15 protein-coding genes are annotated in these 23,837 nt (G+C 39.3%); 12 read left to right on the top strand and 3 right to left on the bottom strand.

Features of this window, described 5'->3' with window-relative positions; all coding sequences use genetic code 11:
* Positions 1 to 32: 32 nt before the first annotated feature.
* The 6 genes from uvrA to MUN53_RS04930 all read left to right on the top strand — a co-directional run bounded on the left by uvrA (position 33) and on the right by MUN53_RS04930 (position 11,178).
* Positions 33 to 2,819 carry an excinuclease ABC subunit UvrA gene (uvrA, locus tag MUN53_RS04955; protein ID WP_243323654.1) on the top strand — a complete coding sequence of 929 codons (2,787 nt, stop codon included), beginning with the start codon at positions 33 to 35 and terminating at the stop codon, positions 2,817 to 2,819.
* Positions 2,820 to 2,883: 64 nt separating this feature from the next.
* Positions 2,884 to 3,534, top strand: coding sequence for a superoxide dismutase (locus MUN53_RS04950; RefSeq protein WP_317236340.1), 651 nt, complete (start codon positions 2,884 to 2,886; stop codon positions 3,532 to 3,534).
* A 290-nt stretch (positions 3,535 to 3,824) separates the two neighbouring features.
* On the top strand, positions 3,825 to 4,823 hold the full coding sequence (locus MUN53_RS04945; protein WP_243323653.1) for a FecR family protein: 999 nt from the start codon (positions 3,825 to 3,827) through the stop codon (positions 4,821 to 4,823).
* 334 nt (positions 4,824 to 5,157) lie between these two features.
* Entirely contained in the window at positions 5,158 to 8,460 is a 3,303-nt protein-coding gene (locus tag MUN53_RS04940) for a SusC/RagA family TonB-linked outer membrane protein (RefSeq protein ID WP_243323652.1), read from the top strand.
* A 10-nt stretch (positions 8,461 to 8,470) separates the two neighbouring features.
* A complete protein-coding gene (locus tag MUN53_RS04935) occupies positions 8,471 to 9,985 on the top strand; it encodes a SusD/RagB family nutrient-binding outer membrane lipoprotein (RefSeq protein WP_243323651.1) in 1,515 nt (504 codons plus the stop codon).
* A 149-nt stretch (positions 9,986 to 10,134) separates the two neighbouring features.
* Positions 10,135 to 11,178, top strand: coding sequence for an endonuclease/exonuclease/phosphatase family protein (locus tag MUN53_RS04930; RefSeq protein ID WP_243323732.1), 1,044 nt, complete (start codon positions 10,135 to 10,137; stop codon positions 11,176 to 11,178).
* Here MUN53_RS04930 and MUN53_RS04925 read toward each other — a convergent pair.
* Positions 11,162 to 11,728 (bottom strand): RNA polymerase sigma-70 factor, encoded by a 567-nt coding sequence (locus MUN53_RS04925; protein WP_394803039.1) that lies wholly within the window; start codon positions 11,726 to 11,728, stop codon positions 11,162 to 11,164. The two genes, MUN53_RS04930 and MUN53_RS04925, sit on opposite strands and share 17 nt — an antisense overlap.
* A 178-nt stretch (positions 11,729 to 11,906) precedes the next feature.
* On the opposite strand from MUN53_RS04925, the gene MUN53_RS04920 reads away from it, so the two are divergent.
* From MUN53_RS04920 to MUN53_RS04900, 6 genes are all read left to right on the top strand, one after another.
* Positions 11,907 to 12,875, top strand: coding sequence for a FecR family protein (locus MUN53_RS04920; RefSeq protein ID WP_243323649.1), 969 nt, complete (start codon positions 11,907 to 11,909; stop codon positions 12,873 to 12,875).
* A 158-nt stretch (positions 12,876 to 13,033) separates the two neighbouring features.
* Complete coding sequence (locus tag MUN53_RS04915; protein ID WP_243323648.1) at positions 13,034 to 16,420, top strand: TonB-dependent receptor; 3,387 nt, start codon at positions 13,034 to 13,036, stop codon at positions 16,418 to 16,420.
* A gap of 14 nt (positions 16,421 to 16,434) precedes the next feature.
* Positions 16,435 to 16,557: a hypothetical protein gene (locus MUN53_RS18290; RefSeq protein ID WP_262918196.1), complete on the top strand. Its 123-nt coding sequence runs from the start codon at positions 16,435 to 16,437 to the stop codon at positions 16,555 to 16,557.
* A 32-nt stretch (positions 16,558 to 16,589) separates the two neighbouring features.
* Positions 16,590 to 18,245 carry a RagB/SusD family nutrient uptake outer membrane protein gene (locus MUN53_RS04910; RefSeq protein WP_243323646.1) on the top strand — a complete coding sequence of 552 codons (1,656 nt, stop codon included), beginning with the start codon at positions 16,590 to 16,592 and terminating at the stop codon, positions 18,243 to 18,245.
* A 196-nt stretch (positions 18,246 to 18,441) separates the two neighbouring features.
* Positions 18,442 to 21,504 carry a glycosyl hydrolase gene (locus MUN53_RS04905; protein ID WP_243323645.1) on the top strand — a complete coding sequence of 1,021 codons (3,063 nt, stop codon included), beginning with the start codon at positions 18,442 to 18,444 and terminating at the stop codon, positions 21,502 to 21,504.
* A gap of 33 nt (positions 21,505 to 21,537) precedes the next feature.
* Positions 21,538 to 22,707 (top strand): glycosyltransferase WbsX family protein, encoded by a 1,170-nt coding sequence (locus MUN53_RS04900; RefSeq protein ID WP_243323644.1) that lies wholly within the window; start codon positions 21,538 to 21,540, stop codon positions 22,705 to 22,707.
* 159 nt (positions 22,708 to 22,866) lie between these two features.
* Here MUN53_RS04900 and MUN53_RS04895 read toward each other — a convergent pair whose 3' ends face one another.
* Both MUN53_RS04895 and MUN53_RS04890 read right to left on the bottom strand, forming a co-directional pair.
* On the bottom strand, positions 22,867 to 23,277 hold the full coding sequence (locus tag MUN53_RS04895) for an HU family DNA-binding protein (protein WP_243323643.1): 411 nt from the start codon (positions 23,275 to 23,277) through the stop codon (positions 22,867 to 22,869).
* 83 nt (positions 23,278 to 23,360) lie between these two features.
* Positions 23,361 to 23,570, bottom strand: coding sequence for a hypothetical protein (locus MUN53_RS04890; RefSeq protein ID WP_243323642.1), 210 nt, complete (start codon positions 23,568 to 23,570; stop codon positions 23,361 to 23,363).
* Between the last annotated feature and the right edge of the window lie 267 nt (positions 23,571 to 23,837).

The raw sequence follows: 23,837 nt of genomic DNA, 5'->3' as shown, positions 1-23,837 counted from the left end.
TTTATTTTTGCATAAACAAGAGAAGGGAAAATATGTCCGAGAAAAATTCAATCTTCATTAAAGGTGCCAGAGTCAACAATCTGAAAAATATAGATGTTGAAATACCTCGCAATAAACTGGTAGTGATAACGGGACTGTCGGGTAGCGGCAAATCATCGTTAGCTTTCGATACGTTGTATGCCGAAGGACAACGGCGATATGTGGAAAGTCTTTCAGCCTATGCCCGTCAGTTTTTGGGACGCATGAGTAAACCGGAATGCGATTACATCAAAGGAATCCCGCCAGCTATTGCTATCGAGCAGAAAGTCAATACGCGGAATCCGCGTTCGACGGTAGGCACCTCGACCGAGATTTATGAGTATCTGCGCTTGCTTTATGCCCGTATCGGAAAGACAATCTCTCCGATCTCAGGGGAAGAAGTAAAGAAGCATCAGGTTAGCGATATTGTCCGGACAGTATTGGAATACCCGGACGGAACGCGCTTCGCCGTCTTCGCTCCGGTCATTCTTCCTGAAGGCCGCTCGATGAAGGAACAACTGGAGATCTTGCAGAAGGAAGGTTATACCCGCTTGTTTATCCATGATAAAGCTTATCGGATTGCAGAAGCTTTGGCTGACCCGAAGTTATTGGAAGAACCGATTGAACTGTTGATCGACCGACTGGCTGTTTCGCAGGAGAAATCCTTACGAAGCCGACTGGCTGATTCGGCAGAGACCGCCTTCTTCGAAGGACATGGCGTTTGTCGGATCCGTATCTATTTGCAGGACCAAGTCATCTTGAAAGAGTTTTCCAAGAAATTCGAGGCAGACGGCATGACCTTTATCGAACCGACTGACATGATGTTCAGCTTCAACAACCCGCTGGGTGCTTGTCCGGTGTGTGAAGGCTTCGGGAAAGTGCTGGGAATCGACGAGAACCTGGTCGTACCGGATAAAAGCCTTTCTGTTTACGAAGGCGCCGTGGTCTGTTGGAAAGGCGAAGTGATGGGCGAATGGCTGAAAGACTTCATCGTCAGCAGTGCCCGCTATGATTTCCCGATTCATCGTCCTTATTACGAACTGACCGAGAAAGAAAAAGATTTGTTGTGGCACGGAGCCAAAGGTGTACACGGCATCGACGATTTCTTCAAATATGTAGAAGAGAATCTATATAAAATCCAATATCGGGTCATGTTGGCCCGTTATCGGGGAAAAACCGTATGTCCGGCTTGTAAAGGAGGACGATTGAAGCCGGAAGCATTGTATGTGAAAATAGGCGGGAAGAACATTGCCGAAGTCGTGGCCATGCCAATTACAGAAGCCAAAGCTTTCTTCGACCATTTACATCTGGATGAGAACGATGCCGCCATTGCCAGTCGCTTGCTGACTGAAATCAAAAACCGTCTTCAATTCCTGTTGGACGTTGGCTTGGGTTATCTGACGCTCGACCGTCTTTCTTCTTCCTTATCAGGTGGAGAAAGCCAGCGTATCAACCTCGCCACTTCTTTAGGAAGTAGTCTGGTGGGTTCATTATATATTCTCGATGAACCAAGTATCGGTCTGCATTCCCGTGATACCGACTTGTTGATTCATGTTTTGCGCCAGTTACAACAACTGGGGAATACGGTTGTTGTCGTTGAACACGACGAAGAAATCATCCGGGCAGCCGATTATATTATCGACATTGGTCCGAAAGCTGGACGCTTGGGTGGCGAAGTTGTCTATCAAGGCGACGTAGCCCATCTGCAAAACCAGAGTAACAGTTATACGGTCAGATACCTGACAGGAGAAGACAAGATTGAACTTCCGCTTTATCGCCGTCCGTGGAACAGTTACATCGAAGTGAAAGGTGCCCGCAAGAATAATCTGAAAGGAATCGACATCAAATTCCCGTTAAACATATTAACGGTTGTAACCGGAGTCAGTGGTTCCGGTAAAAGCTCATTAGTACGCGATATCTTCTATGAAGGCGTCAAACAGCATCTGGATGATGCCCGTCTGACAATCGACTGCTCGGCTTTGACAGGAGATCTAAACCGGATCAAGGATATCGAATATGTCGATCAGAATACAATCGGGAAAAGTTCCCGTTCAAATCCGGTGACGTACGTCGGAGCCTACGATGAAATCCGGAAACTCTTCGGTGCACAGCCTTTGGCCAAACAACTGGATTATTCTGCAGCCTATTTCTCATTCAATAAGGAAGGCGGACGCTGTGAAGAATGTAAAGGCGAAGGCCGCATCACGGTAGAGATGCAATTTATGGCAGATGTCACGTTGGAATGTGAAGATTGTCACGGCAAGCGTTTCAAGTCGTCCGTTCTTGAAGTAGAATACCAGGGAAAGAACATCTACGATGTATTGGAGATGACTGTCAACCAGGCCATCGAGTTCTTCTCTCAAAATCCGGGAACACAAGAAAAGAAGATCATCAAAAAGCTAGTGCCGCTACAGGAAGTCGGCTTAGGTTATATCAAATTAGGACAAACGTCCTCGTCGTTGTCCGGAGGAGAAAACCAGCGCGTCAAACTGGCCTTCTATTTAGGACAGGAAAAGCAGCAGCCAACGCTCTTCGTCTTCGATGAACCTACTACAGGTCTGCATTTCCATGATATCAAGACGTTATTAAAGGCTTTCAAAGCTTTGATAGAACGAGGCCATACAGTAGTCATCATCGAGCATAACATGGACGTCATCAAATGTGCGGACTATGTTATCGACTTAGGACCGGAAGGCGGAAAGAACGGCGGTAACCTGGTTTGTGCCGGAACGCCGGAAGAGGTAGCCGCCTGCCCATCTTCCTACACCGGACATTACCTAAAGGAAAAGTTAGCTGATTAACGGCTATTTCCTAAACTTAATGTTCCGCCAGATTGTTAGTTTATTAGTACTTGACCTATAAGTTATGAATACGAGAATCAAAAACTTATACAATCAGGAACAAGAAACTGATAAACTAACAAACTTAAAACGAAATGATATGATGCATCAGATGCCTAAGCTTCCCTACGAGATGGAAGCACTCGCTCCGTTGATGAGCAAAGAAACGTTCGACTTTCATTATGGAAAGCACCTTCAGACGTATGTAAACAACCTGAATAAACTGATTGCAGGAACGCCCTATGAAAACCTGGAACTAGAACAGATTGTCTGCCAGGCAGACGGCGGAATCTACAACAATGCGGCTCAAACCTGGAACCACACCTTCTTCTTCCAGTTATTAACTCCAGAACAACCTTCCTTACCGGATGATCTGGCCGGATTACTGACGCGCGATTTCGGCTCGGTTGATCAATTCAAGGAAGATTTCACGAAAGCAGCTTTAGGACTTTTCGGGTCAGGTTGGGTATGGCTTGTGCTCGGAAAAGACGGGAAACTGTCTCTGTTGCCTACACCCAATGCAGGCAATCCGTTAAAAGACGGACTGAAGCCTTTATTGGTTATTGACGTATGGGAACATGCCTATTACATTGACTACCGGAATAACCGGGCTGCCTTCATCGAGGCTTTCTGGAAACTAGTCAATTGGGAGAAAGTGGCCGATCTCTTAGGATAATTGCATTTCAATACCCATAAACAGAAGAAAGCTTTAGCATATTCGTCGAAAATCGTAACTTTTCATATTTTTGACAGATGTGCTAAAGCTTTTCCATATATATGCTAAAGCTTTTTGACAAATATGGAAAAGCTTTTCGACAGTTGTCAAACAATGAATTGATAACGGAATTTTATCCACTGAATAGTACCTATCCACGCTGTCCCGCCTCAAAAAAAAATGAAAAAACTAGTCAGTCTGTTTAGGATTTAGGTAATTTCGCCTGTCTATATAACAGACAATGGAGAAATATGGAACAAAAGGAAAATATCCGCATAGAAGAACTGCTTCCTCGGTACTGCGACGGGAACGTGACGATGGAAGAAAGACATTGGGTAGAACAATGGATGGCCGAATCAGAAGAACATCAGAAAATTGTCCGCCAAATGTATTTAATCAACCTGTCGGCTGATACACTTTCGGTGATGAACCGTGTACAACCGGAAAAAGCCTTACAGAAAGTGAATCGCCGCATCCGGCTGTCAGAGGCCAAACTATGGTTGCACCGGCTTGAACAGGCGGCAGCTATCTTATTCCTTCCATTACTCGGTTTATATTGGTTCTTTCCACGCACAGCAGAGAAAGAAGTCCGTTGGCTGACCGTGCAGACCAATCCCGGCATGACTACCCAACTGACCTTACCAGACGGTTCTCATGTCTCCTTGAATTCCGAATCTTCCATATCTTATCCGGAAGTATTCACCGACCAGACACGTAACGTAAAGCTTTCCGGTGAAGCCTATTTTGAAGTTACCAAGAATCCGGAACAACGTTTTATCGTATCGACTCCATATCAGGCAGCCATAGAAGTATTGGGTACCTCCTTCAATGTAGAAGCTTTTGCCCAGGATTCTACCATTGCCACCACTTTGGTGGAAGGAGCCGTCCGTTTCAAATATGAGGGAAAGGAAGTCTCCATCCACCCCGGAGAAAAGATTGTATATAATCGCCTCAGGAACCAATATGAGACCTTCAAGACCAACGGAATCTCGGAATCTTCCTGGAAAGATGGTAAACTGATCTTCCACAATACACCTTTCAACGAAGCTCTTCGCATGCTGGAGAAACGTTATTATGTACAATTCAAGGTATCCAATCCCAAATACCAACAAGATGCGTTTACCGGTACATTCACCAACCAGCGTTTAGAGCGTATTTTGGAAATTTTCCAAATTTCGTCTCATATCAAATGGCGTTACATCGCTTCGCAGGATAAATCAGAGAAGAAGCAAACCATCGAAATTTACTAAAATAACCGTATTCGAAAAAAATTATATAAAAAATCGTCTTTTCGTTTAGGAATCTCTTTCTCTCGCTTGTCTTATAAGAAAACGAGAACAAAAGACGTAATAATAATCTTAAATAAACATATCATGGAAAGAGAACCTACATAAAAACACACGGGGAAATAATTGACGTTATTCCCCCGCATGAAATGAATTCATTAACCGGTTTGTTTGGCGACAAACCTAACCATCATTTTTTACACAAAAACACAACAAATTTATGCAAAAAAATTGTATAACGCCCTTATTATGGGCTGCAAAGTCACCGCACGCGACTTTTAAGAAAACACCGATTATTATGAAATCCTTATTTTTCGCTTGCCTGATCGGATCAGCAGGATTAGTACAGGCAACCAACACGTATGCACAAACAACGACAGTCAGTCTGCATGTAGAAAATCAGACCGTGGGAGATGTGCTTCAACAGATAGAAAGCAAGACAGAGTTCTCGTTTTTCTATAATAACCGTCATGTAGATCTAAACCGACGGGTATCTGTTTCTATGAACGAAACGAATATTTTCAAGATTCTGGATGCCGTTTTTGACGGTACGGATATTGTTTACCAGGTGGTAGATAATCGTATTGTCCTGTCGAAGAGAAATGAAACTCTGCCTCTTGTTCAACAATCCGGGAAGAAAATCACCGGTACAGTATTGGATGCAACCGGTATGCCGGTAATCGGAGCCAATGTGATGGTAAAAGGAACAACCAACGGAACCATTACCGATATGGACGGTAAATTTTCATTGGATGTAGAAGAAGGTGCAATTTTAGTTGTTTCTTATATCGGATTTAGTAACCAAGAAATAAAAGTCGGCAACCAAACAAATCTGTCTATAGCCATGAAAGAAGATGCAGAAGCATTGGATGAATTGGTCGTTACAGCCTTGGGTATTAAACGTGAAGAAAAGGCATTGGGTTACTCTGTACAAAAGGTATCGGGTGAAGATTTGTCTGTGGTAAAAGGGGTAAACGTAGCCAGCAGCTTGACAGGTAAGATTTCCGGATTGCAGATTAATAATAGTTCTGAAATTTCTGAATCACCAGAATTAAAGTTACGTGGTGAATCTCCATTGATTGTAATTGATGGTGTCGCTTATGGTAATATGAGTATGAGTGATATCAGTGCGGAAGATATAGAGAGTATAGACGTATTGAAAGGTGCTACAGCATCCGCATTGTACGGAGTTCGTGGTCGTGCCGGTGCGATTATGATAACCACAAAGAAAGCCAATGAAGAAGGTGCACTGACTGTAAATGTATCAAACAATACCATGTTCAGTGCCGGTTATCTGAAAATGCCGGAAGCTCAGCACTCCTACAGTACTGGTAATTATGGTATATTGGAATACAACAGCGGGAATGTCTGGGGTGACTATATGGACGGACATGAAGTTGAGCAATATGATCCGATAACGAAAGAAATGAAAGTAATGCCTTTACTGTCTAAAGGAGGAGATAATATCAAGAATTTCTTGCGTTCCAGCTTAGTGACTAATACGAACGTCAATATTTCCCAGGCAGGGAAATTGGGCGGATATCGTGTGTCTGCAACTCATGTTCATCAAAATGGGCAGTATCCTAATTCGAAATTGGATAAGTTTATTGTAAATAGTAGCGGTAACATTACTTACAATAAGTTTAAACTGGACGCAAGTTTCTCGTATAAAAAGGAACTGGCGCCGAATATGCCGAAAGTCGATTATGGAGGAGGTAACATTCTCTATAATATGCTGATCTGGGGTGGTACCGAATATGATATACGTGATTTTAAGGATTATTGGAAAGTAAAAGATCAAGAACAGAACTGGCCCTTTAAGGCTTGGTATGATAATCCTTATTACATTATGTATGAACGCATCAATAAAGAAGATAATAACTTATTGAATACAAGCTTGACGATGACTTATGATATATTCGATAATTTGTCTGTCATGTTGCGTTCTGGTTTTGATAATTACAATAACGGTGAGGAAAAAAGACAATCCGTAGGTGACAGTGGAGAAAAAAGAGGATATTATGCTTATAATCTCTATAAGGGATCAAGCTTTAACAATGATTTGATCGTGAAAGGTGATTATGCCTGGAAAGATTTTTCATTGAACTTTATTGCCGGTTTGTCATCGTATTGGTATAAAAACGAAAGTCTGTATGCAAATACAAGAGGCGGTTTGTCTATTCCCGGATTCTATTCATTAAATGCTTCGGTAGAAAGAGCAGGAGTAAGTAAGACAGTCAGTGAGAAAGCTTTATATAGTGTTTATGGAAAAGCAGGACTTTCTTGGAAAAATGGTGTCTTTGTGGATGTTACAGGACGTAATGACTGGTCTTCTTCCTTACCGGCAGATTCCAGATCATATTTTTATCCCTCTGTATCGGGAAGTATTTTGCCTACAGCGTTTTTCAATCCGATAGAAGATATTCTGGATTTCTGGAAAATCCGTGCTTCTTGGACTGTTGCAAAGAAAGATTTGGATGTATATGAGATCAACCGGGTTTTCAATGTAAGTACAGATGTCTGGAATGGATTTTCAACAGCCACTTACCCGACTAAGATTCGCGATGCGAATATCAAACCGGAAACAGAAACTTCTTATGAATTTGGTACGAATTTCAGATTCTTTGATAACCGGTTGTCATTTGATTATACCTATTTTACTCGATTAAGATATGACCGCTTGATCGAAGCAAGTATTTCTCAGGCGTCTGGTTTCAGTAGTATGATTACCAATACATCCGAAGAATTAAAACAGAAAGGTATGGAATTTACACTTGGTGGTAAACCGATTGTAAATAAGGATTTCTCATGGGAAAGTGCCTTCAATTTATCTTTTTGGCACTGGTATTATCATAAGATGGACCCGATACACAGTTCAAAGGATCCTAGAATACAAGAGGGAGAACGTTATGATAAATATTTTATCACAGACTGGGAAAGAGATCACGAGGGCAATATTGTTCACCAGGCCGGTTTGCCTGTCAAGAACAAATATCAGACAGTAATGGGATATAGTGATCCCAAATGTATATTGGGTTGGACAAATACATTTAACTATAAGAACTTTGACCTGAGTATCTCAATTGATGGACGTATCGGAGGATTGATGTATTCTTGGACGGAACAGGCCATGTGGAATTCCGGAGCTCATCCTGATAGTGATAACCAGTGGAGATATGATGAAGTCGTTAATGGGTTGCAAAACTATGTAGGACAAGGATCAATGGTAGTAAGCGGATCCGCAACTTATGATCCTTACGGTAATGTGATTGAAGATACAAGAGTCTTTGCTCCGAATAATGTCCCGGTTTCTTATCAGAACTATACGCAGATCTATAATGAGAACCCATGGGACCATAACGCCCGTCAGAATATTTTGGATGGAACATTCATCAAGTTGAGAGAGGTTGCATTGAACTATACATTGCCATCTAATATCGCCCAGAAAATCTTATGTAAGAATATGCGTATTGGTATTGTAGGACAAAACTTGTTGTTATGGACTAAAGAATTCCGTTTCTCTGATCCGGATAGAGGAAAAGAGAACCTGAATACGCCTACTTCTCGTTACGTAGGTTTTAATATTAACTTAACATTGTAATGATAGACTTATGAAAAAGATATATTTATTTGCTTTGTCTCTGTTATCTCTCGTTTCTTGTGGAGATTTTGATGAGATCAATACCAATCCGGATACTCCGACTTCTGTATCGCCATCATTTTTGGCAACCCAGATCATTTTAAATACGACAGAGAGTTCTACGGGAAAATGGTTCTTGTCTGATTCCTGGTTAGTTAAGCAGACAACTTCTACCGAACATATGGAATGGTATCTGTATAATAAATTTGAAAGAACGGATTTTGGAGATTATTCCACCCTGACAGATGCAAACAAAATGAAAGAAATTGCAGATGCCGATGAATCCATGCCGGAAGAAGAGAAGAAAGCTTATGAAGCGCTGAATTTGTTTGTACGTTCGTATGTACTGTATGACATGACGATGGCGTTAGGAGACATTCCTTGTTCTGAAGCAGGAAAAGGAGAATCAGATGCTATCTATGCTCCTAAATATGATACGCAAGAATCCGTTTTTGAGACCATACTAAATGATCTGAGAAAAGCTTCTGATTTATTTGCAGAAGCCTCAACTTTGGACGGAGATCCGGTATATAATGGTGATCCTTTCTTATGGCAAAAAGCAGTAAACAGTTTTTCTTTACGGGTACTTAATATGTTAAGTAAAAAGGAGAATGTAGGAAGTATCAATGTCCGTCAGATGTTTGAAGAGATGGCTTCCCGTCCTCTGTTTGCTTCCGAGGCCGAAAGTTATCAACGCGTTTATTCTGCGGATAAAAGTGCTCAATGGTATCCATTTTATTGGGAAAAACAGAACTATTGGACTTATCCGTTTATGACTTCATTCATTGTGGATATGATGAAAAACTTAGACGACAGACGCTTATTTTATTATGCAGAACCGGCAGAAGCCTTGGCGTCAAAGGGAGAAGATTCATTTGATGCTTACAGTGGTGTAAATCCGGTATTAGTATATGGTACTGTGCAGGACGAATGTGCGCAGGGACTTCATTCTGCCATAAACAGACGTTATCACCGGGTAGCAGAAGGTGAGCCGGTCAAATTTATTGCATATTCAGAAATTCAGTTTGTACTGGCTGAGGCAGCCTTACGAGGCTGGAAGACTCCGCAGTCTGCTAAAGATCATTATGAAAATGGTGTTCGGGCTGCTATGAAGTTTACGGCAGAATATACGCCTGCAGAATATCGTCATCAGGTAGAAATTGACGATGCGTATATAGATCAATATTTACAGGGAAAAGCAGCTTTTGACGCCAATAAAGGTCTTGAACAAATTATCGAACAGAAATTTATTGGTTCAGTATTCCAGTTGGCTTTCAACTCTTATTATGATTATCGCAGAACAGGTCTTCCTGAAATTCCTATTGATCCGCAGACTAATATGAATGAAGTAAAAGATCAATTACCGTTACGGTGGATGTATCCGGAAGATGAATATTCGCGTAACAGAGAACATATCGAAGAAGCTATTGATCGCCAGTTCGGAGGAAATGATACACCTAATGATGTTATGTGGCTTCTGAAATAAGAGAATTGTTATTGAATGACATACAGTAAATGGAGGCACAGTCTTTTATTTGTGAAAATGAAGATTTGTGCCTCTGTTTGTTTTAGAAGAAAGATGTACATTTGTGGACAATGTATAGAGTTTTAATACTAAAATAGATAAGGTAAATGATGAAAAACTGGATTGTTTGTGTATTGTGTTTGCTATTCCCTTTTTCAATCTATGGGAAAGGAGATAAGGAATTTACGGTTCTGCAATGGAATATATGGCAGGAAGGAACCGTAGTAGAAGGAGGCTATGAGGCTATAGTTAATGAGATAGTCCGCTTGAAACCTGATTTCGTAACGTTTAGTGAGGTGAGAAATTATAACCAAACCCGTTTTTGTGATCGGATTGTACGGTCTTTATCTCAGAAGGGAGAAACATATTATTCTTTTTACAGCAATGATTCTGGACTTTTAAGTAAATATCCGATAACCGATTCAACGACGGTTTTCCCTTTGAAGGATGACCATGGAAGTATTTATCGTTTGGTTTCTTCTATATATGGTCGGGAAATAGCCGTATATACGGCCCATTTGGATTATCTGAGCGACGCTTATTATAATGTAAGAGGGTATGATGGTTCTACCTGGAAGGAAATTCCTATACCGGAAACCGTTCAGGAAGTTTTGGCAGTCAATGATGCATCTTTGCGGGACGATGCGATTCGGAACTTTGTGACTGCTGCGAAAGAAGATATTGCAGCCGGAAGAATTGTTGTTTTAGGTGGGGATTTTAATGAACCATCTCATCTGGACTGGATACGCGAGACCAAGGACTTGTATGATCATCACGGTTTGATTATTCCTTGGACTGTTCCGCTTATTCTGGATAATAACGGATTTATAGATACATACCGTGAAGTTTATCCGGATGTTTTAGCTTATCCGGGTTTCACTTTCCCTGCAGACAATCCCTTGATCCCGGTTAATAAGTTGACTTGGGCTCCTAAAGCGGATGAAAGAGATCGCATTGATTATATATTCTATTATCCTGCAGAAGGACTGTCTGTAAAAGATGCGGTTATTTTTGGCCCGGAAGGAAGTATTTGTAAAAGCCAGCGTATCAAGGAAACTTCCAAAGATCGTTTTATCACCCCATTGGCTGTTTGGCCTACAGATCATAAAGGCTTATTGGTCACTTTCGGGCTTACTGCTAATTCAGGAAGATAACCAGGAGGGTAATATGTTTGCGTAAAAACTTCAACGCTTCAGAGACCTGATGTTCGACTGTCTTTTCCGACAGGTGCATCAGGTCTGCTATTTCTTTATAACTTTTATGTTCCTTTCTGCTGAGATGGAATATTTTCTGTCGTTGCGGAGGCAATTCGGCTATCAGCAGGTCAATGTAAGCACTTAAATCTTTTGCTTCCAATTCTTTTTCGATGTCATAACTGTTTTCTTCTGGCATATTCTCCAACGCCTCCAAAAGTGAAAGCGTATAGAAATCATGGTTAAAGCTTTTGCGGGTTTGGTTAAAAACCAGATTGCGTGAAATGATGAATAACAAACCCTTAAAATTATCATTTTCCCGTAAGAAATCACGGGATTGCCATAAACGGACAAAAACATCCTGTACAACTTCTTCGGCTTCTTCCGTATTCGTCAGATATAGCCGGCAGAAATTGTAAACCTGCTTCCAATATTGTTTATAGAGGATATTGAAAGCCTTTTCGTTTCCTTGTTTCAGGGCAATTATGAGTTCTTTTTCTTGATCCACCAATCTATTGTTGTTGCAACTTTGCAAGTTGTTATCCTTAACTTTTATTGTTTCGTTTTTCAACAAAAATAGATAAAAAGACATTTCTTGCCAATACTATTGAAAAAAAACGCATTTTTTTAATCGGGAATAGGGGGAAGATAGGATATCGCGTGTATTTATTAGTAAAGGCGAAAAAAGTATGAATATACAAGAGAAAAAACATATAGTCCAGAAATTGTTGTCCGGGACATTATCCGAAGAAGAGAAAGCAAGGCTGTCTCAAAGTCCGGAAATGGAACAGATCTGGCTTCAACAATGGGAACAGGCATCAGACAGGAGTCAGGAGGTAAACCCTGATCAACTGTGGGCCGGTATTCGGCAACAGACCGGTCAAAAGAATAAACCTTGGAAGTCTTATTTTTATAAATGGTATAGTGTGGCGGCATCTATCTTGCTTGTCATTGCTTTGAGTGGAATTACCTATTTGTGGAGTCAGAAGACTGCCGCACCGGTTTATGTGGTTACTTCCGGTATTCAGAATCTGGAGAAAATCCAATTACCTGATGGAACCCATGTCTGTTTAGGACCTGGTAGCCGGTTGGAATATCCATCGGAGTTTAGAACCGACAGCCGGAATGTCCGCTTGGAAGGTCAAGCCTTTTTCGATGTAGCGAAAGATCCCTCCAAACCTTTCCGGGTACAGATGAATGATGTACAGGTAGAAGCTTTGGGTACGGCTTTCGAACTGTTTAATTACGAAGACTCGGAGGATATGGAAGCCATCTTGGTGAATGGAAAAATCAAGGTCGGTTTTGAACGGGATAAGAAAGTGGTAAAAGAACAGATCATGAGTCCGGATGAACGACTGATTTGGCATAAGAATACCCATAAAGTAGAAGTTGGGCAGATCGAAGCTGATAAATATACTTCGTGGAGAACTGGAGTCTTGTCATTCGAAAATGAGAATCTGGCTATGATCATTCCACGTTTGGAACGTTGGTATGGACGGAAGATTCAATGTGAAGAAAGCCTGTTGAACAACTATCGTTTCACGTTTAAAGTACGTGATGAATCGTTGGACGTAATCCTGTTTATCATGCGTCAATCGGCACCCTTGCAATACAAAAAGAATACAGATGAAAGCTATATATTAACCAGAATAAAATGAAATGCCTATGAGAAAGGAGTAAGAAGTTAACCTGAAAGAAACGGAAGATACCGGCAAGTACCTCCCGTTCAATCTGAGAGTTTAAGAAACACAAGCTTGCCAAACGGAGTCCAAGCCAGTGGCAAGTCTAATTTATGTATCAAAAACAATACAAAAGTATGAAAAAAAATGACAGGGATCGTCGTGTCCCGCTGTTAACAAAAACAATCCGTATCATGAAAGTTACGTCTTTGTGTAATTTATTGGCTGTTTGTTCCATCTCTGCTTCAACGTATGCACAGAGTTTGAAGTTTTCAATCCACAAGCAGAACAGCAGCATCAGCGAAGTTTTCAAGGAAATTGAAAAGAAAAGCGACTTTACATTCTTCTTCAACGATAACCAGATTAATGTAAAACAAAAGGTGAGTGTCAGTGCCAACAACGCCAGCATAGAAGATGTATTGGCACAAGTCTTGCAAAACACAGGGTACAATTACCAGATTATCGACAAGCAAATCCTGATCAAGGTATCGGATAAAGAGGTAATGGCTGTTCCTGCTGTAGCCCAAAGTGGTAAGAAAATTACCGGTACGGTATTAGATGCTACCGGTATGCCGGTAATCGGTGCCAATGTGATGGTAAAAGGTACCACTAACGGAACCATTACTGATATGGATGGTAAATTCTCATTAGATGTAGAAGAAGGTGCAACTTTAGTTGTTTCTTATATCGGATTTGCCAATCAGGAAATCAAAGTAGGAAAACAGACTAATTTATCGATTGCTTTAAAAGAAGATTCGAAAGCTTTGGATGAATTGGTGGTTGTGGGGTATGGAACACAGAAAAAAGGAAATTTAACAGGATCTATAGCATCAGTGAAAACGGAAGAATTGACTGTAGCTCCGGTGGCAAGTTCCATTAATAGTTTAGGTGGTAGACTTCCTGGATTAGTGTCACAACAATTGAGTGGACAGCCTGGAGCAGATCAGGCATCTATTAAGATTAGAGGATTTGCTGATAATGCTATTTGGATTGTTGATGGAATTGAAGCAGATTTTAATTATATAGATCCTAATCAGATCGAATCAATTAGTATTTTGAAAGATGGGTCTGCTTCTATTTATGGAGCACGAGCTGGAAATGGTGTAATTTTAGTGACTACTAAGCGTGGTACGATACAGAAACCAACTGTGACGGTTAATTCTTCTGTTACTTTCCAAGGTATTACTACTATGCCTAAACCTGTTTCATCAGGAGATTATGCTACACTGAAACGAGAAGAATGGTTGCAAGCTGGAAATCCAGAATCTACGGCTCCTTTTACAGAAGATCAAATAAAAAAATATTATGCAGGAAATGATCCTCAATATCCAAATACAGATTGGTATGATGAACTGATTCGAAATTGGGCTCCACAACAGCAACATAATATATCAGTCCGCGGAGGTAGTGACAAAATCAAATATTATGGATTCTTAGGTTATATGAATCAAGAAACTGTATGGAAACAAAATGGAGGTAATTATAGTCGTTATAATTTGCAATCAAATATTGATGCTAAAATTACTGATAATTTATCTATGCAGTTTGATATTGCTTTAATGAAATCAGATAATATGACTACTGCTCGATCGCAAGCTAATGCAGGGGTTTGGAATGATTTATGGAATACTTTACCTATATATCCTGCACATTTACCTGATCCAGGTAAAGTATCATACGCTAATGGAATGGGTGTTGGAGGTGCACATGTTACTTCTAATACAGAACTTAGTGGTTATGTTAATACTAAAAAAATGAATATTAGAGCGACCATTTCTTTAAAATATGATTTTGGAAAATGGATAAAAGGACTTTCTGCAAAGGCTTTTGTAAATTATTACGATGATGTTAATTATGACAAAAAATTTAATCGTCCTGTAGCGTTTTATCGATATGATGTAGCAAGTGATACTTATATTAGTTCTGGAGCTTTTGGAACTCAAGCTCAAATGAGCCAAAGGCATGATCATAATACAATGTTGACTCGTCAATTTTCTTTGAATTATGATAATGTGTTGGCAGATGATCATGCTTTACAAGTTTTGGCATTGTATGAAGCGATTGATTACAATGGAAATTGGTTATCTGCAAGTCGAGATGAATTTTTGACACCTGCATTAGAAGAAATATTTGTAGGGAGTACAGAAACAATGAAGAACGATGGAGCTTCTTCTGAAATGGGGCGTATGAGTTTTGTTGGAAAAATCAATTACACTTATAAAAATAAATATTTATTGGAAACAACTTTAAGGGCTGATGCTTCTGCTAAATTTGCTCCTGGACATCGTTGGGGAGTTTTTCCGAGTGCTTCATTGGGTTGGAGAATTTCTGAAGAGTCGTTTATGGATAATACCAAATCTGTTCTTGATGATTTAAAACTTAGAGCCAGTTATGGACGTTCCGGTAACGATGCGGTGGGTAATTTTCAATATTTGTCAGGATATAAATTAAATGGTTATTACTTATTAGGAGACAAATCCATGTCTGGTATTATTACTACAGGATTAGCAAATCCAGATTTGACATGGGAAAAGTTCGAAATATGGAACGTCGGTATGGATTATTCTTTTAAGAATCGATTAGTTTATGGAGAAGCTGATGCTTTCTATCGCAAGCGATCTGGTATTCCGGCAACAAGGACAGCTTCAACATCCCCTTCTTTTGGTGCAAGTTTTCCTGCCGAAAATCTGAATAGTATGAATGATCGTGGATTTGAATTATCTATTGGTAGTTCTAAATCTTATGAGGACTTTAGTTTTGATGTCAGTGGTAATATTTCGTGGTCAAGAGCTAAATGGGACCATTATGAGGAACAAACTTATACAGATCCTGACCAAATTCGTATTAATAAGGTCTCAGGTCAATGGACAGATCGTACATTTGGTTACATATCTGATGGATTGTTTACTTCTCAGGAAGAAATTGATAATTTACCATTTGATCAAGATAATCAAGGAAACGCATCTTTACGACCGGGGGATATTCGCTATGTAGATGTCAACGGAGATAAAGTATTGGATTGGAGAGACCAAGTAGAGATTGGTAAAGGTACTGTACCACATTGGATGTATGGATTTAATTTAAATTTTAAATATAAAGATTTTGATTTGTCTGCTTTATTTCAAGGTGCATTTGGTTATAATACAATGGTTTCATTATATCATGAAACATTAAATTATCCTCAAGAAGTATTTGATATGCGTTGGACTGAAGAGAATAACGATGCGAATGCTCTTTATCCTCGCTTAGGTGGTGCTTCCACCAATGGATATACGTCCGACTATTTTTATAAGAAAGCTGGATATTTACGATTGAAATCTTTGGCTTTTGGTTACACATTGCCTAAAGATATTTGCCGGAGGTTATTTATGCAACAATGCCGTATCTATTTTGCAGGTACTAACTTACTTACATTTAACAAACTGGGTAAATATCACATCGATCCGGAAGCTCCATCTGGGCAAGGTGGTTGGTATTATCCTCAACAAAGAACTTTATCAGTCGGTGTTAATGTTTCATTTTAACTTATTAAATCATTATGAAAAAGTTATTTTTATCTATATTTATTTGCGCATCGCTTTTTACTTCTTGTTCCGATGTATTGGATAAAGAACCGCTGGATATGTATCAGACGAAACCGTTTGGAACGATGAAGCCCTGATCGAGGCATATTTAGTGCAGTGTTATTATCATATGTCTTTCTTCGGAAATGAAAGTAATGGTGTCGGTTGGAGTGGTGATAGCTACTTCCCCTGTTTTGTTGTAGATCAAATCACAGATGAATGTATGGCTCTATGGCGAGATTGGGGAGATGCACAAGCTGGTTATAACTTTAAATTTGGCGGATTAAAAATCGGAGGTGGATTATTAGACTGGTGGGGATATGTACCCGTAAGAATCATCAACGAATTTATCGAAAAAGTACCTAATTCCACATTAGATGAAAATTTAAAAAGGACAAGAGTTGCAGAAGCTCGTTTTTTACGTGCATTTTCTTACTTTGCAATGGTGAAACGGTATGGCGGAATCCCTTTAATCTTAAAAGCACAATCGCTGACTGATCCGGAGGAAGAATTATTTCCGCCACGAGATAAAGAGGAAGATGTTTATAATTTCATCATATCAGAATTAGAGGCTATTAAAAATGACTTACCAGAAGTAACTGCAAGTGGAGACTTAGGGCGTGCTACAAAATATGCGGCTCTTGCATTAAAGTCTAGGGCTGCCCTTTATGCAGCCAGCATCGCCCAATTCGGTAAAGTTCAATTAGACGGTGTAGTTGGTATTCCGGCAGATAAAGCAAAAGAATTTTATCAAATCTCTTACGATGCCTCTAAAGAAATTATGGACAGTGGTAAATTCCAACTGTATAATCAAGATGCGGATAAAGTAACCAATTTTAAGAATATATTTCTTGTTGAGAATAATAGCGAAACAATTTTTGCTAAAAGGCATGATAGTTCCAATGGACTAATTTCAGGAGGAAATGGCTGGTGTGTGGATTTCTTTCAATGTCCTCGTCCACAAGGGTGGAATCGAGGAAACTTTAGTGCACCTTATTTGGAATTAGTGGAAGAATTTGAATATGTTGATGGTACTTCAGGTAAATTAGACCGTAATAAAATAGAAAACGGATTATGGACTATAGAAGAACTTTGGGGAAAGAAAGATCCGCGTTTCTTCGCAACTATTTATACCCAGGAAACCCCTTGGCAAGGAAGTTTTGTTGATTATCATAATGGATTACTTTTACCAGATGGTACGATTGAAACAAAAGACTCTTATAATGGAGTATTATGTAAAGGAGACCAAGACATGGAAGGAACTAATTTTGGTGTTATGAAATATTTAAAAGAATCTCATGATAACATGGCTGGTACTGAATCTGCTTGGGCTACATCTGATCAGGATTGGCTGATCTTCCGATATGCCGAAACATTGTTGAATTATGCTGAAGCCGCTTTCGAATTAGGTAAAACCAACGAAGCATTGGAGGCAATCAATCAGATCCGAGATCGTGCAGGTATTGCTCCTTTAAAATCCATCGATCGGGATAAGATCCGCCACGAGCGTAAAGTGGAGTTAGCTTTCGAAGGACATCGTTATTGGGACGTTCGGCGTTGGCGAATTGCAACTACAGAGTTATCGCATAGCTTTTCCGGATTGCAATATATTTTAGATTATGAAAGCTATACAAAAGGTGAAATGAAGTATAAGCTGAAAATTCTAAATAATATAGATGGAAGTTCTTCCGTGCCTTTGTTTAAAGAGGAAAATTACTATTTACCTATTACTCTGGGGAGAACAGCAAGTAATCCGAATATGGTAGAAAATCCGGGATATAAGTAATCAGAAAAATACCGTTAAATATTTACGGAGATAGTAAGCAAAACTATAAACGAAACTTGCGTTTATATTAACTAAGCTTTTGTTTGTAGTTTTGCTTGGTTCTTTTGATGTTTTATTTCAAGAGAAAACTCTTTTTATTAAATGATTTATATTAAATTCAAAATAGATTATCATTATAAAAATTGGAGAAAATTATATGTTAATTGGATATTTGAAGAAATATGTCTTTTTCTTAATATTCCCATTGTTTCTGTTATTTACTATGACACAATGCCAACAGAAAAATGTTCAAGATAACTTAGAGAATGGCTTTCTAAACCCACCTAACTCTGCTAAATCTGGGGTTTATTGGTATTTTATGGACGGGAATCTATCTAAAGAAGGAATTACTAAAGACCTTGAAGCTATGGTTCGAGTTGGAATTTCCCATGTTATCTTTTTAGAGGTAAATACGGGTATTCCTCGTGGAAATGTGAATATGCTAAGTGATGAATGGTTGGATATATTTAAGCATTTGGTTCGTGAATGTGAACGTTTGGGAGTTCGATTATCCTTGGGAACTGGTCCCGGTTGGGCTGGAACGGGCGGTCCGTGGGTAAATGTAGAAGAATCGATGAAGCATTTGGTATCATCAACCGTTACGGTACAAGGAAATAGAACAGTAAAAGTTTTTTTGCCTAAACCTCAAGCCCGAAATCGCTTTTACGGTAAGTTTGCATTTACTGCTGAACAACGAAAGGATTGGGAAAATTATTATGAAGATATTATCGTATTGGCATTTCCTACACCTAAGGGAGATAAACGTATAACGGATGTTGACGAAAAATCGCTTTATGGAAGATATCCTTATAGTTCTATGTACGGGGTGAAACAATATCTGCCAACTTCAGCTACATATACAACAATTCCGTCTGATTGTTTGATTAATCCGGACGAGATAATTGATGTATCTTCAGGATTGCAAGACGATGGAACGTTAGTATGGAACTTTCCGTCGGGAGAATGGACTATTATGCGTTTCGGAGTTCGTAATACTGGAGCCGTTTCAAGTCCTGCTCCTCTTCCGGGTTTAGGTTTTGAAACAGATAAACTGGATACAACTGCTATTGCCCATCATTTAGAGAATTTTGCCGCCAAGTTGTTCAAACATGTTGGGTTCGAAAAGAGAACAGAGCAATCGCCTTATGGAGGACTTGCTGCTCTACACTTTGATAGTTGGGAAATGGGTGCTCAAAACTGGACCGAACATTTGAGAGACGAATTTATCGCACGCCGGAAATACGATCCTCAGCCTTATTATCCCGCTTACGCTGGGTTTATTGTGGAAAGTTTGGAGAAAACAGAGCGTTTCTTATGGGATTTACGTAAGACTATTCAAGAATTAATTTTGGAAAATCACTTGGGCTATATCAGAAAGTTTGCACATAGTCACGGCTTGGAACTTTCTATCGAACCTTATGATATGACGTCTACGGCTGATTTGGAATTAGCTGCTATGGCCGATTATCCTATGTGCGAATTTTGGCGAGCAGGATTCGGTTTTAATACATTATTCAGTGTTGCTGAAGCAACCTCAATGGCTCATTTGAAGGGGCAATCGGTTGTTCCGGCTGAAAGCTTCACGGCTATGAATGATGGTTGGGACGCTTATCCGGGAAGTCTGAAGAATCAAACTGATTGGGCTTTATCTGCTGGAATCAATCGCTTTATGTTTCATACATTTGTACATCAAAGTTTTCCAGACTCCATTAAACCAGGAATGACTATGGGGGGAATTGGAGTACATTGGAATCGTAATCAAACATGGTGGAATATGAGTAAGGCTTATCACGACTATTTAGCTCGTTGTCAATTCTTATTACAACAAGGACGGACAGTTGCTGATATCCTCTACTTTTGTCCAGAAGGTAATCCACATGTTTTCCAAGCACCCCAATCTGCATATGATAAACAAACAGGGAATCAATATGGTCTATTCTATATTCATCCCAATGAAACATTAGAACGGGTTTCAGCAGCAGACAACCCCAATATTAATGTCTTTCCTGACAAAAGAGGGTATTCATTTGATGCTTGTCCTCCAAGTTTTTTATTTCAAGCAGACGTAAAAGAAGGTAATATTGTTTTCCCGAGTGGTGCTACTTATCGTATCTTGGTATTGCCAAATAAGGAAACGATGACTCCGGAAATTCTCAAAAAAATAAAAGAATTAATCATGCACGGAGCAACAGTAGTTGGAATGCCTCCTAAAAAATCTCCGAGTTTACAGGGGTATCCACAATGTGATATCGAAATAGCATCATTGGTAGATGATATTTGGGGGAAAGGGCCCATTCCGTCTACTCTCCTGAAAAAACGAGTAGGAGAGGGTTATATTATTTGGGGGAATGAGCTTGTTGAATCACAGGATAATTTATATCCTCATTATGATTGTACGGCTAAAATTTTATCTGAAATGAACGTTCAGGAGGATTTTATAGCAGATGGAGTTCGTTATACCCATCGTATCGGAACAGGTTACGATATTTACTTTGTTTCGAACCGAACAAATCGAGATCTTGAAACAAATTGTATATTTCGAATAGATGGAAAAGTTCCAGAGCTTTGGGATCCGTTGACTGGTGAAATTCGTAAAATCCAATCATTCTTATCAGATAACGGAAAAACAATTATACCGATGAAGTTTAATATAAACCAAAGCTTCTTCATTGTATTCAGAAAGGATGGTAAACCTACAGAAAGTGGAACAAACTATCCCTCTTTCCGAACTCTTTATGCATTTAATAACTCATGGAGCGTTTCATTCAATTCAATTGGGGGAGAATCCCAAACAATTATGATAGACAAGCTAATTGATTGGAGAGATAGTAAAGATGAGGAGATTAAATATTATTCTGGTACGGCAACTTACCATCAGACATTCGAATTGACAGATGGAATGTCCCGAAAAACATTATTTTTGGATCTTGGCAAAGTCGGAATAATGGCAAAAGTTTGGCTAAACGACAAAGATGTCGGTACGGTTTGGACGAATCCATATCAATTGGATATTAGTAAGTATGTGCAAACTGGAAAGAACAAATTGACTATCGAAGTTGTAAATACATGGGTCAACAGACTTATAGGTGATGCTATCTTGACAGAACAAGGCAAGTCTCAAAAACATACATCAACAACTTATTCACATTATAATAAAAATTCAGCGTTATCTGAATCCGGTTTGATTGGGCCGGTTCGATTATTGGAAGTAATAAATTAAACTATTTACTAACATCATTAAACTAAAAGAAGTATGAAAGTTTATCATCTGTTTGCGTTATTGTTTATGTTTAACGCATCTGCTTTTGCTCAACAAAAGTATGATGTGGCAGCTTATGTTTGGCCGGCTTATCATGATGAACCTCGTTTTAAACAGGAAATGAATATTTTCCATGATGGGAAAGGTGAATGGGAAGCTGTTTATAAGGCTAAACCTAAGTTTGAAGGGCATCGCCAACCTCGTGTTCCTTTGTGGGGCTATTTAGATGAAGCAGATCCGAAAGTACAAGAGAAGGTGATTGATACAGCTTTAAAGTACGGTGTAAATACATTTATTTTTGACTGGTATTGGTATGATGATAAACCTTTTTTAGAAGGAGTTTTGAACAATGGATTTCTAAAGGCGAAGAATAATGAAAAGATGAAATTCTATTTAATGTGGGCAAATCATACTCATACAACTTATATTGACCCCAATGAGCCAGACAAAAGTAAAGTGTATCGGCAGGGAGAAGTAACCGCTGATATATTTGATCGCTTTACTGATCATATTATTAAGGATTATTTCTCTCGCCCTAATTATTATAAAATAGATGGGAAACCGGTCTTTGCCATTTATGAGTTAGGTACGTTTATTAATGGACTAGGTGGCATGAAAGAGGCAAAACTTGCCTTAGATAAATTTAAAGATAAGTGTGTTAAAGCTGGCCTAAAGGGTGTACATCTGCAGGCTATTTTATGGGGAGCTCTTCCGGCTACAATTTCAGCTACACCTGGAGATAAAACGGAAACTCAAGAAAACACCGTTAAATATTTAGGTTTTGAAGGCTTAACGAATTATCAATGGTGTCATTTTATTCCGACCAATCAAGATTATGCCTCTTGGGGAGAACAAGCAGTAGCTAAATACAAGGAGTTTGATGAAAATTTCTCTATTCCTTATTTTCCTCATGTGTCTATAGACTGGGATCCCAATCCGCGTTATCCAGGAGCTGCACAGCCTGCTGTGTCAGGAGTGACACCTGAAAAATTGGAAAGATTTTTGTATAAGGCAAAGCAATATGCAGATGAACATCCTAATCAGAGGCCGTTAATTACAATTAACGCTTGGAATGAATGGGCTGAGGGTAGTAGTTTAGAACCTGATACATTATATAAGTATGGTTATTTAGAAGCTGTTAAGCGAGTTTTTAAAGATCAATAAAGTGGTTTTGCTCATTAATTCGTTCTGATACAAAATTATTGACCAATATATAAATTCTCCACATGAAGTTTTAATCTAATAGTTCTTGTGGAGAATTTATATTTTATTGATTTAGTATGAGATTTCTCTTGATTTGTATTCTCATCCTATTCGATCGTTTTATTCTCCACTTTCATCCATTCCTTCATCCTTGTCGACGGTGAAGCGGTTGAACTTGGCTAGGTTGCGCATGTCGCACAGGCGTTTGCCGGGTGAAAACACGACCTTGGGCCTGCGAATCATGACAGCGTTGAAGTCTTCCGGATTGGACACGCCCGGACTGCCGATGGCGATACGGAAATTACCCAAGTCGGCAAACTGGACGATCTCGCCGTTACGCAGATGTGTCACCATCGCCCAGGTCACACGATCCAGCACTGCCTTGATGTCGGCCGAAGTCAGTGTACAGGTTTCGGCGATCTCGTCGCATAGATCATCAAATACCACCCTGCGTGACATGACGGCTTGCGCATAAAACAATTCTGGTAAGTTCAGGTATATTTTTGTTTTGTATGGGGTGATTTTGAACATTGATGGCACGTGGTGATATCTGATGGCCAGAATCTTATGACCTTTTGTGAAATCAATACTAGGTTACCTTGACTATTTGTAAGCTAAATTACTACAAATAACATTATTGCCAAATTTGAAAGGTTGAAGACATCTTCTTCGGCAGAGATTCGATAAAAAGATTGATTGACTTTTTCTAGGTAGCTTCTTCTTCTTTTATTCATCCAATATTGTTCGCCTAGGTCCAGCAGAATTTTTAGTTGGGCATATAGCTGGGCGTGATCAATGGGTGATGAGTCAATTACTTCATTCACTTAAATGAATATATATAATGTAATCTATTGAAAAATAGCTAAAAAGTTAATGTGGATCTCATATATAACTCTTGAAAAGACAATTATATATTATTTGATTAACAAATGTGATTTAATCAATTCATATTGGTAAATTAATCAAATCATATTAGTGAACAGGGCTGACGCATTACAATCATTTTTTACTGGAATCTATTTTATTACAAGGAGGATTCCAGTCTGCATCAAGTAGTTCTACGAGGAAATCAGAATTCCATCCTGCCATTT

This window comes from Parabacteroides faecalis, from assembly GCF_022809355.1.
In the GTDB taxonomy this organism is placed as follows: Bacteria; Bacteroidota; Bacteroidia; order Bacteroidales; family Tannerellaceae; genus Parabacteroides; species Parabacteroides faecalis.
This window is presented reverse-complemented; position numbering and strand designations above follow the sequence as displayed.

Bases quoted from the DNA above. Each gene is read 5' to 3' on its own strand.
- uvrA (WP_243323654.1), top strand. From the start codon at position 33: ATGTCCGAGAAAAATTCAATCTTCATTAAAGGTGCCAGAGTCAACAAT.
- MUN53_RS04950 (WP_317236340.1), top strand. From the start codon at position 2,884: ATGAATACGAGAATCAAAAACTTATACAATCAGGAACAAGAAACTGAT.
- MUN53_RS04945 (WP_243323653.1), top strand. From the start codon at position 3,825: ATGGAACAAAAGGAAAATATCCGCATAGAAGAACTGCTTCCTCGGTAC.
- MUN53_RS04940 (WP_243323652.1), top strand. From the start codon at position 5,158: ATGAAATCCTTATTTTTCGCTTGCCTGATCGGATCAGCAGGATTAGTA.
- MUN53_RS04935 (WP_243323651.1), top strand. From the start codon at position 8,471: ATGAAAAAGATATATTTATTTGCTTTGTCTCTGTTATCTCTCGTTTCT.
- MUN53_RS04930 (WP_243323732.1), top strand. From the start codon at position 10,135: ATGAAAAACTGGATTGTTTGTGTATTGTGTTTGCTATTCCCTTTTTCA.
- MUN53_RS04920 (WP_243323649.1), top strand. From the start codon at position 11,907: ATGAATATACAAGAGAAAAAACATATAGTCCAGAAATTGTTGTCCGGG.
- MUN53_RS04915 (WP_243323648.1), top strand. From the start codon at position 13,034: ATGAAAAAAAATGACAGGGATCGTCGTGTCCCGCTGTTAACAAAAACA.
- MUN53_RS18290 (WP_262918196.1), top strand. From the start codon at position 16,435: ATGAAAAAGTTATTTTTATCTATATTTATTTGCGCATCGCTTTTTACT.
- MUN53_RS04910 (WP_243323646.1), top strand. From the start codon at position 16,590: ATGTCTTTCTTCGGAAATGAAAGTAATGGTGTCGGTTGGAGTGGTGAT.
- MUN53_RS04905 (WP_243323645.1), top strand. From the start codon at position 18,442: ATGTTAATTGGATATTTGAAGAAATATGTCTTTTTCTTAATATTCCCA.
- MUN53_RS04900 (WP_243323644.1), top strand. From the start codon at position 21,538: ATGAAAGTTTATCATCTGTTTGCGTTATTGTTTATGTTTAACGCATCT.
- MUN53_RS04895 (WP_243323643.1), bottom strand. From the start codon at position 23,277: ATGTTCAAAATCACCCCATACAAAACAAAAATATACCTGAACTTACCA.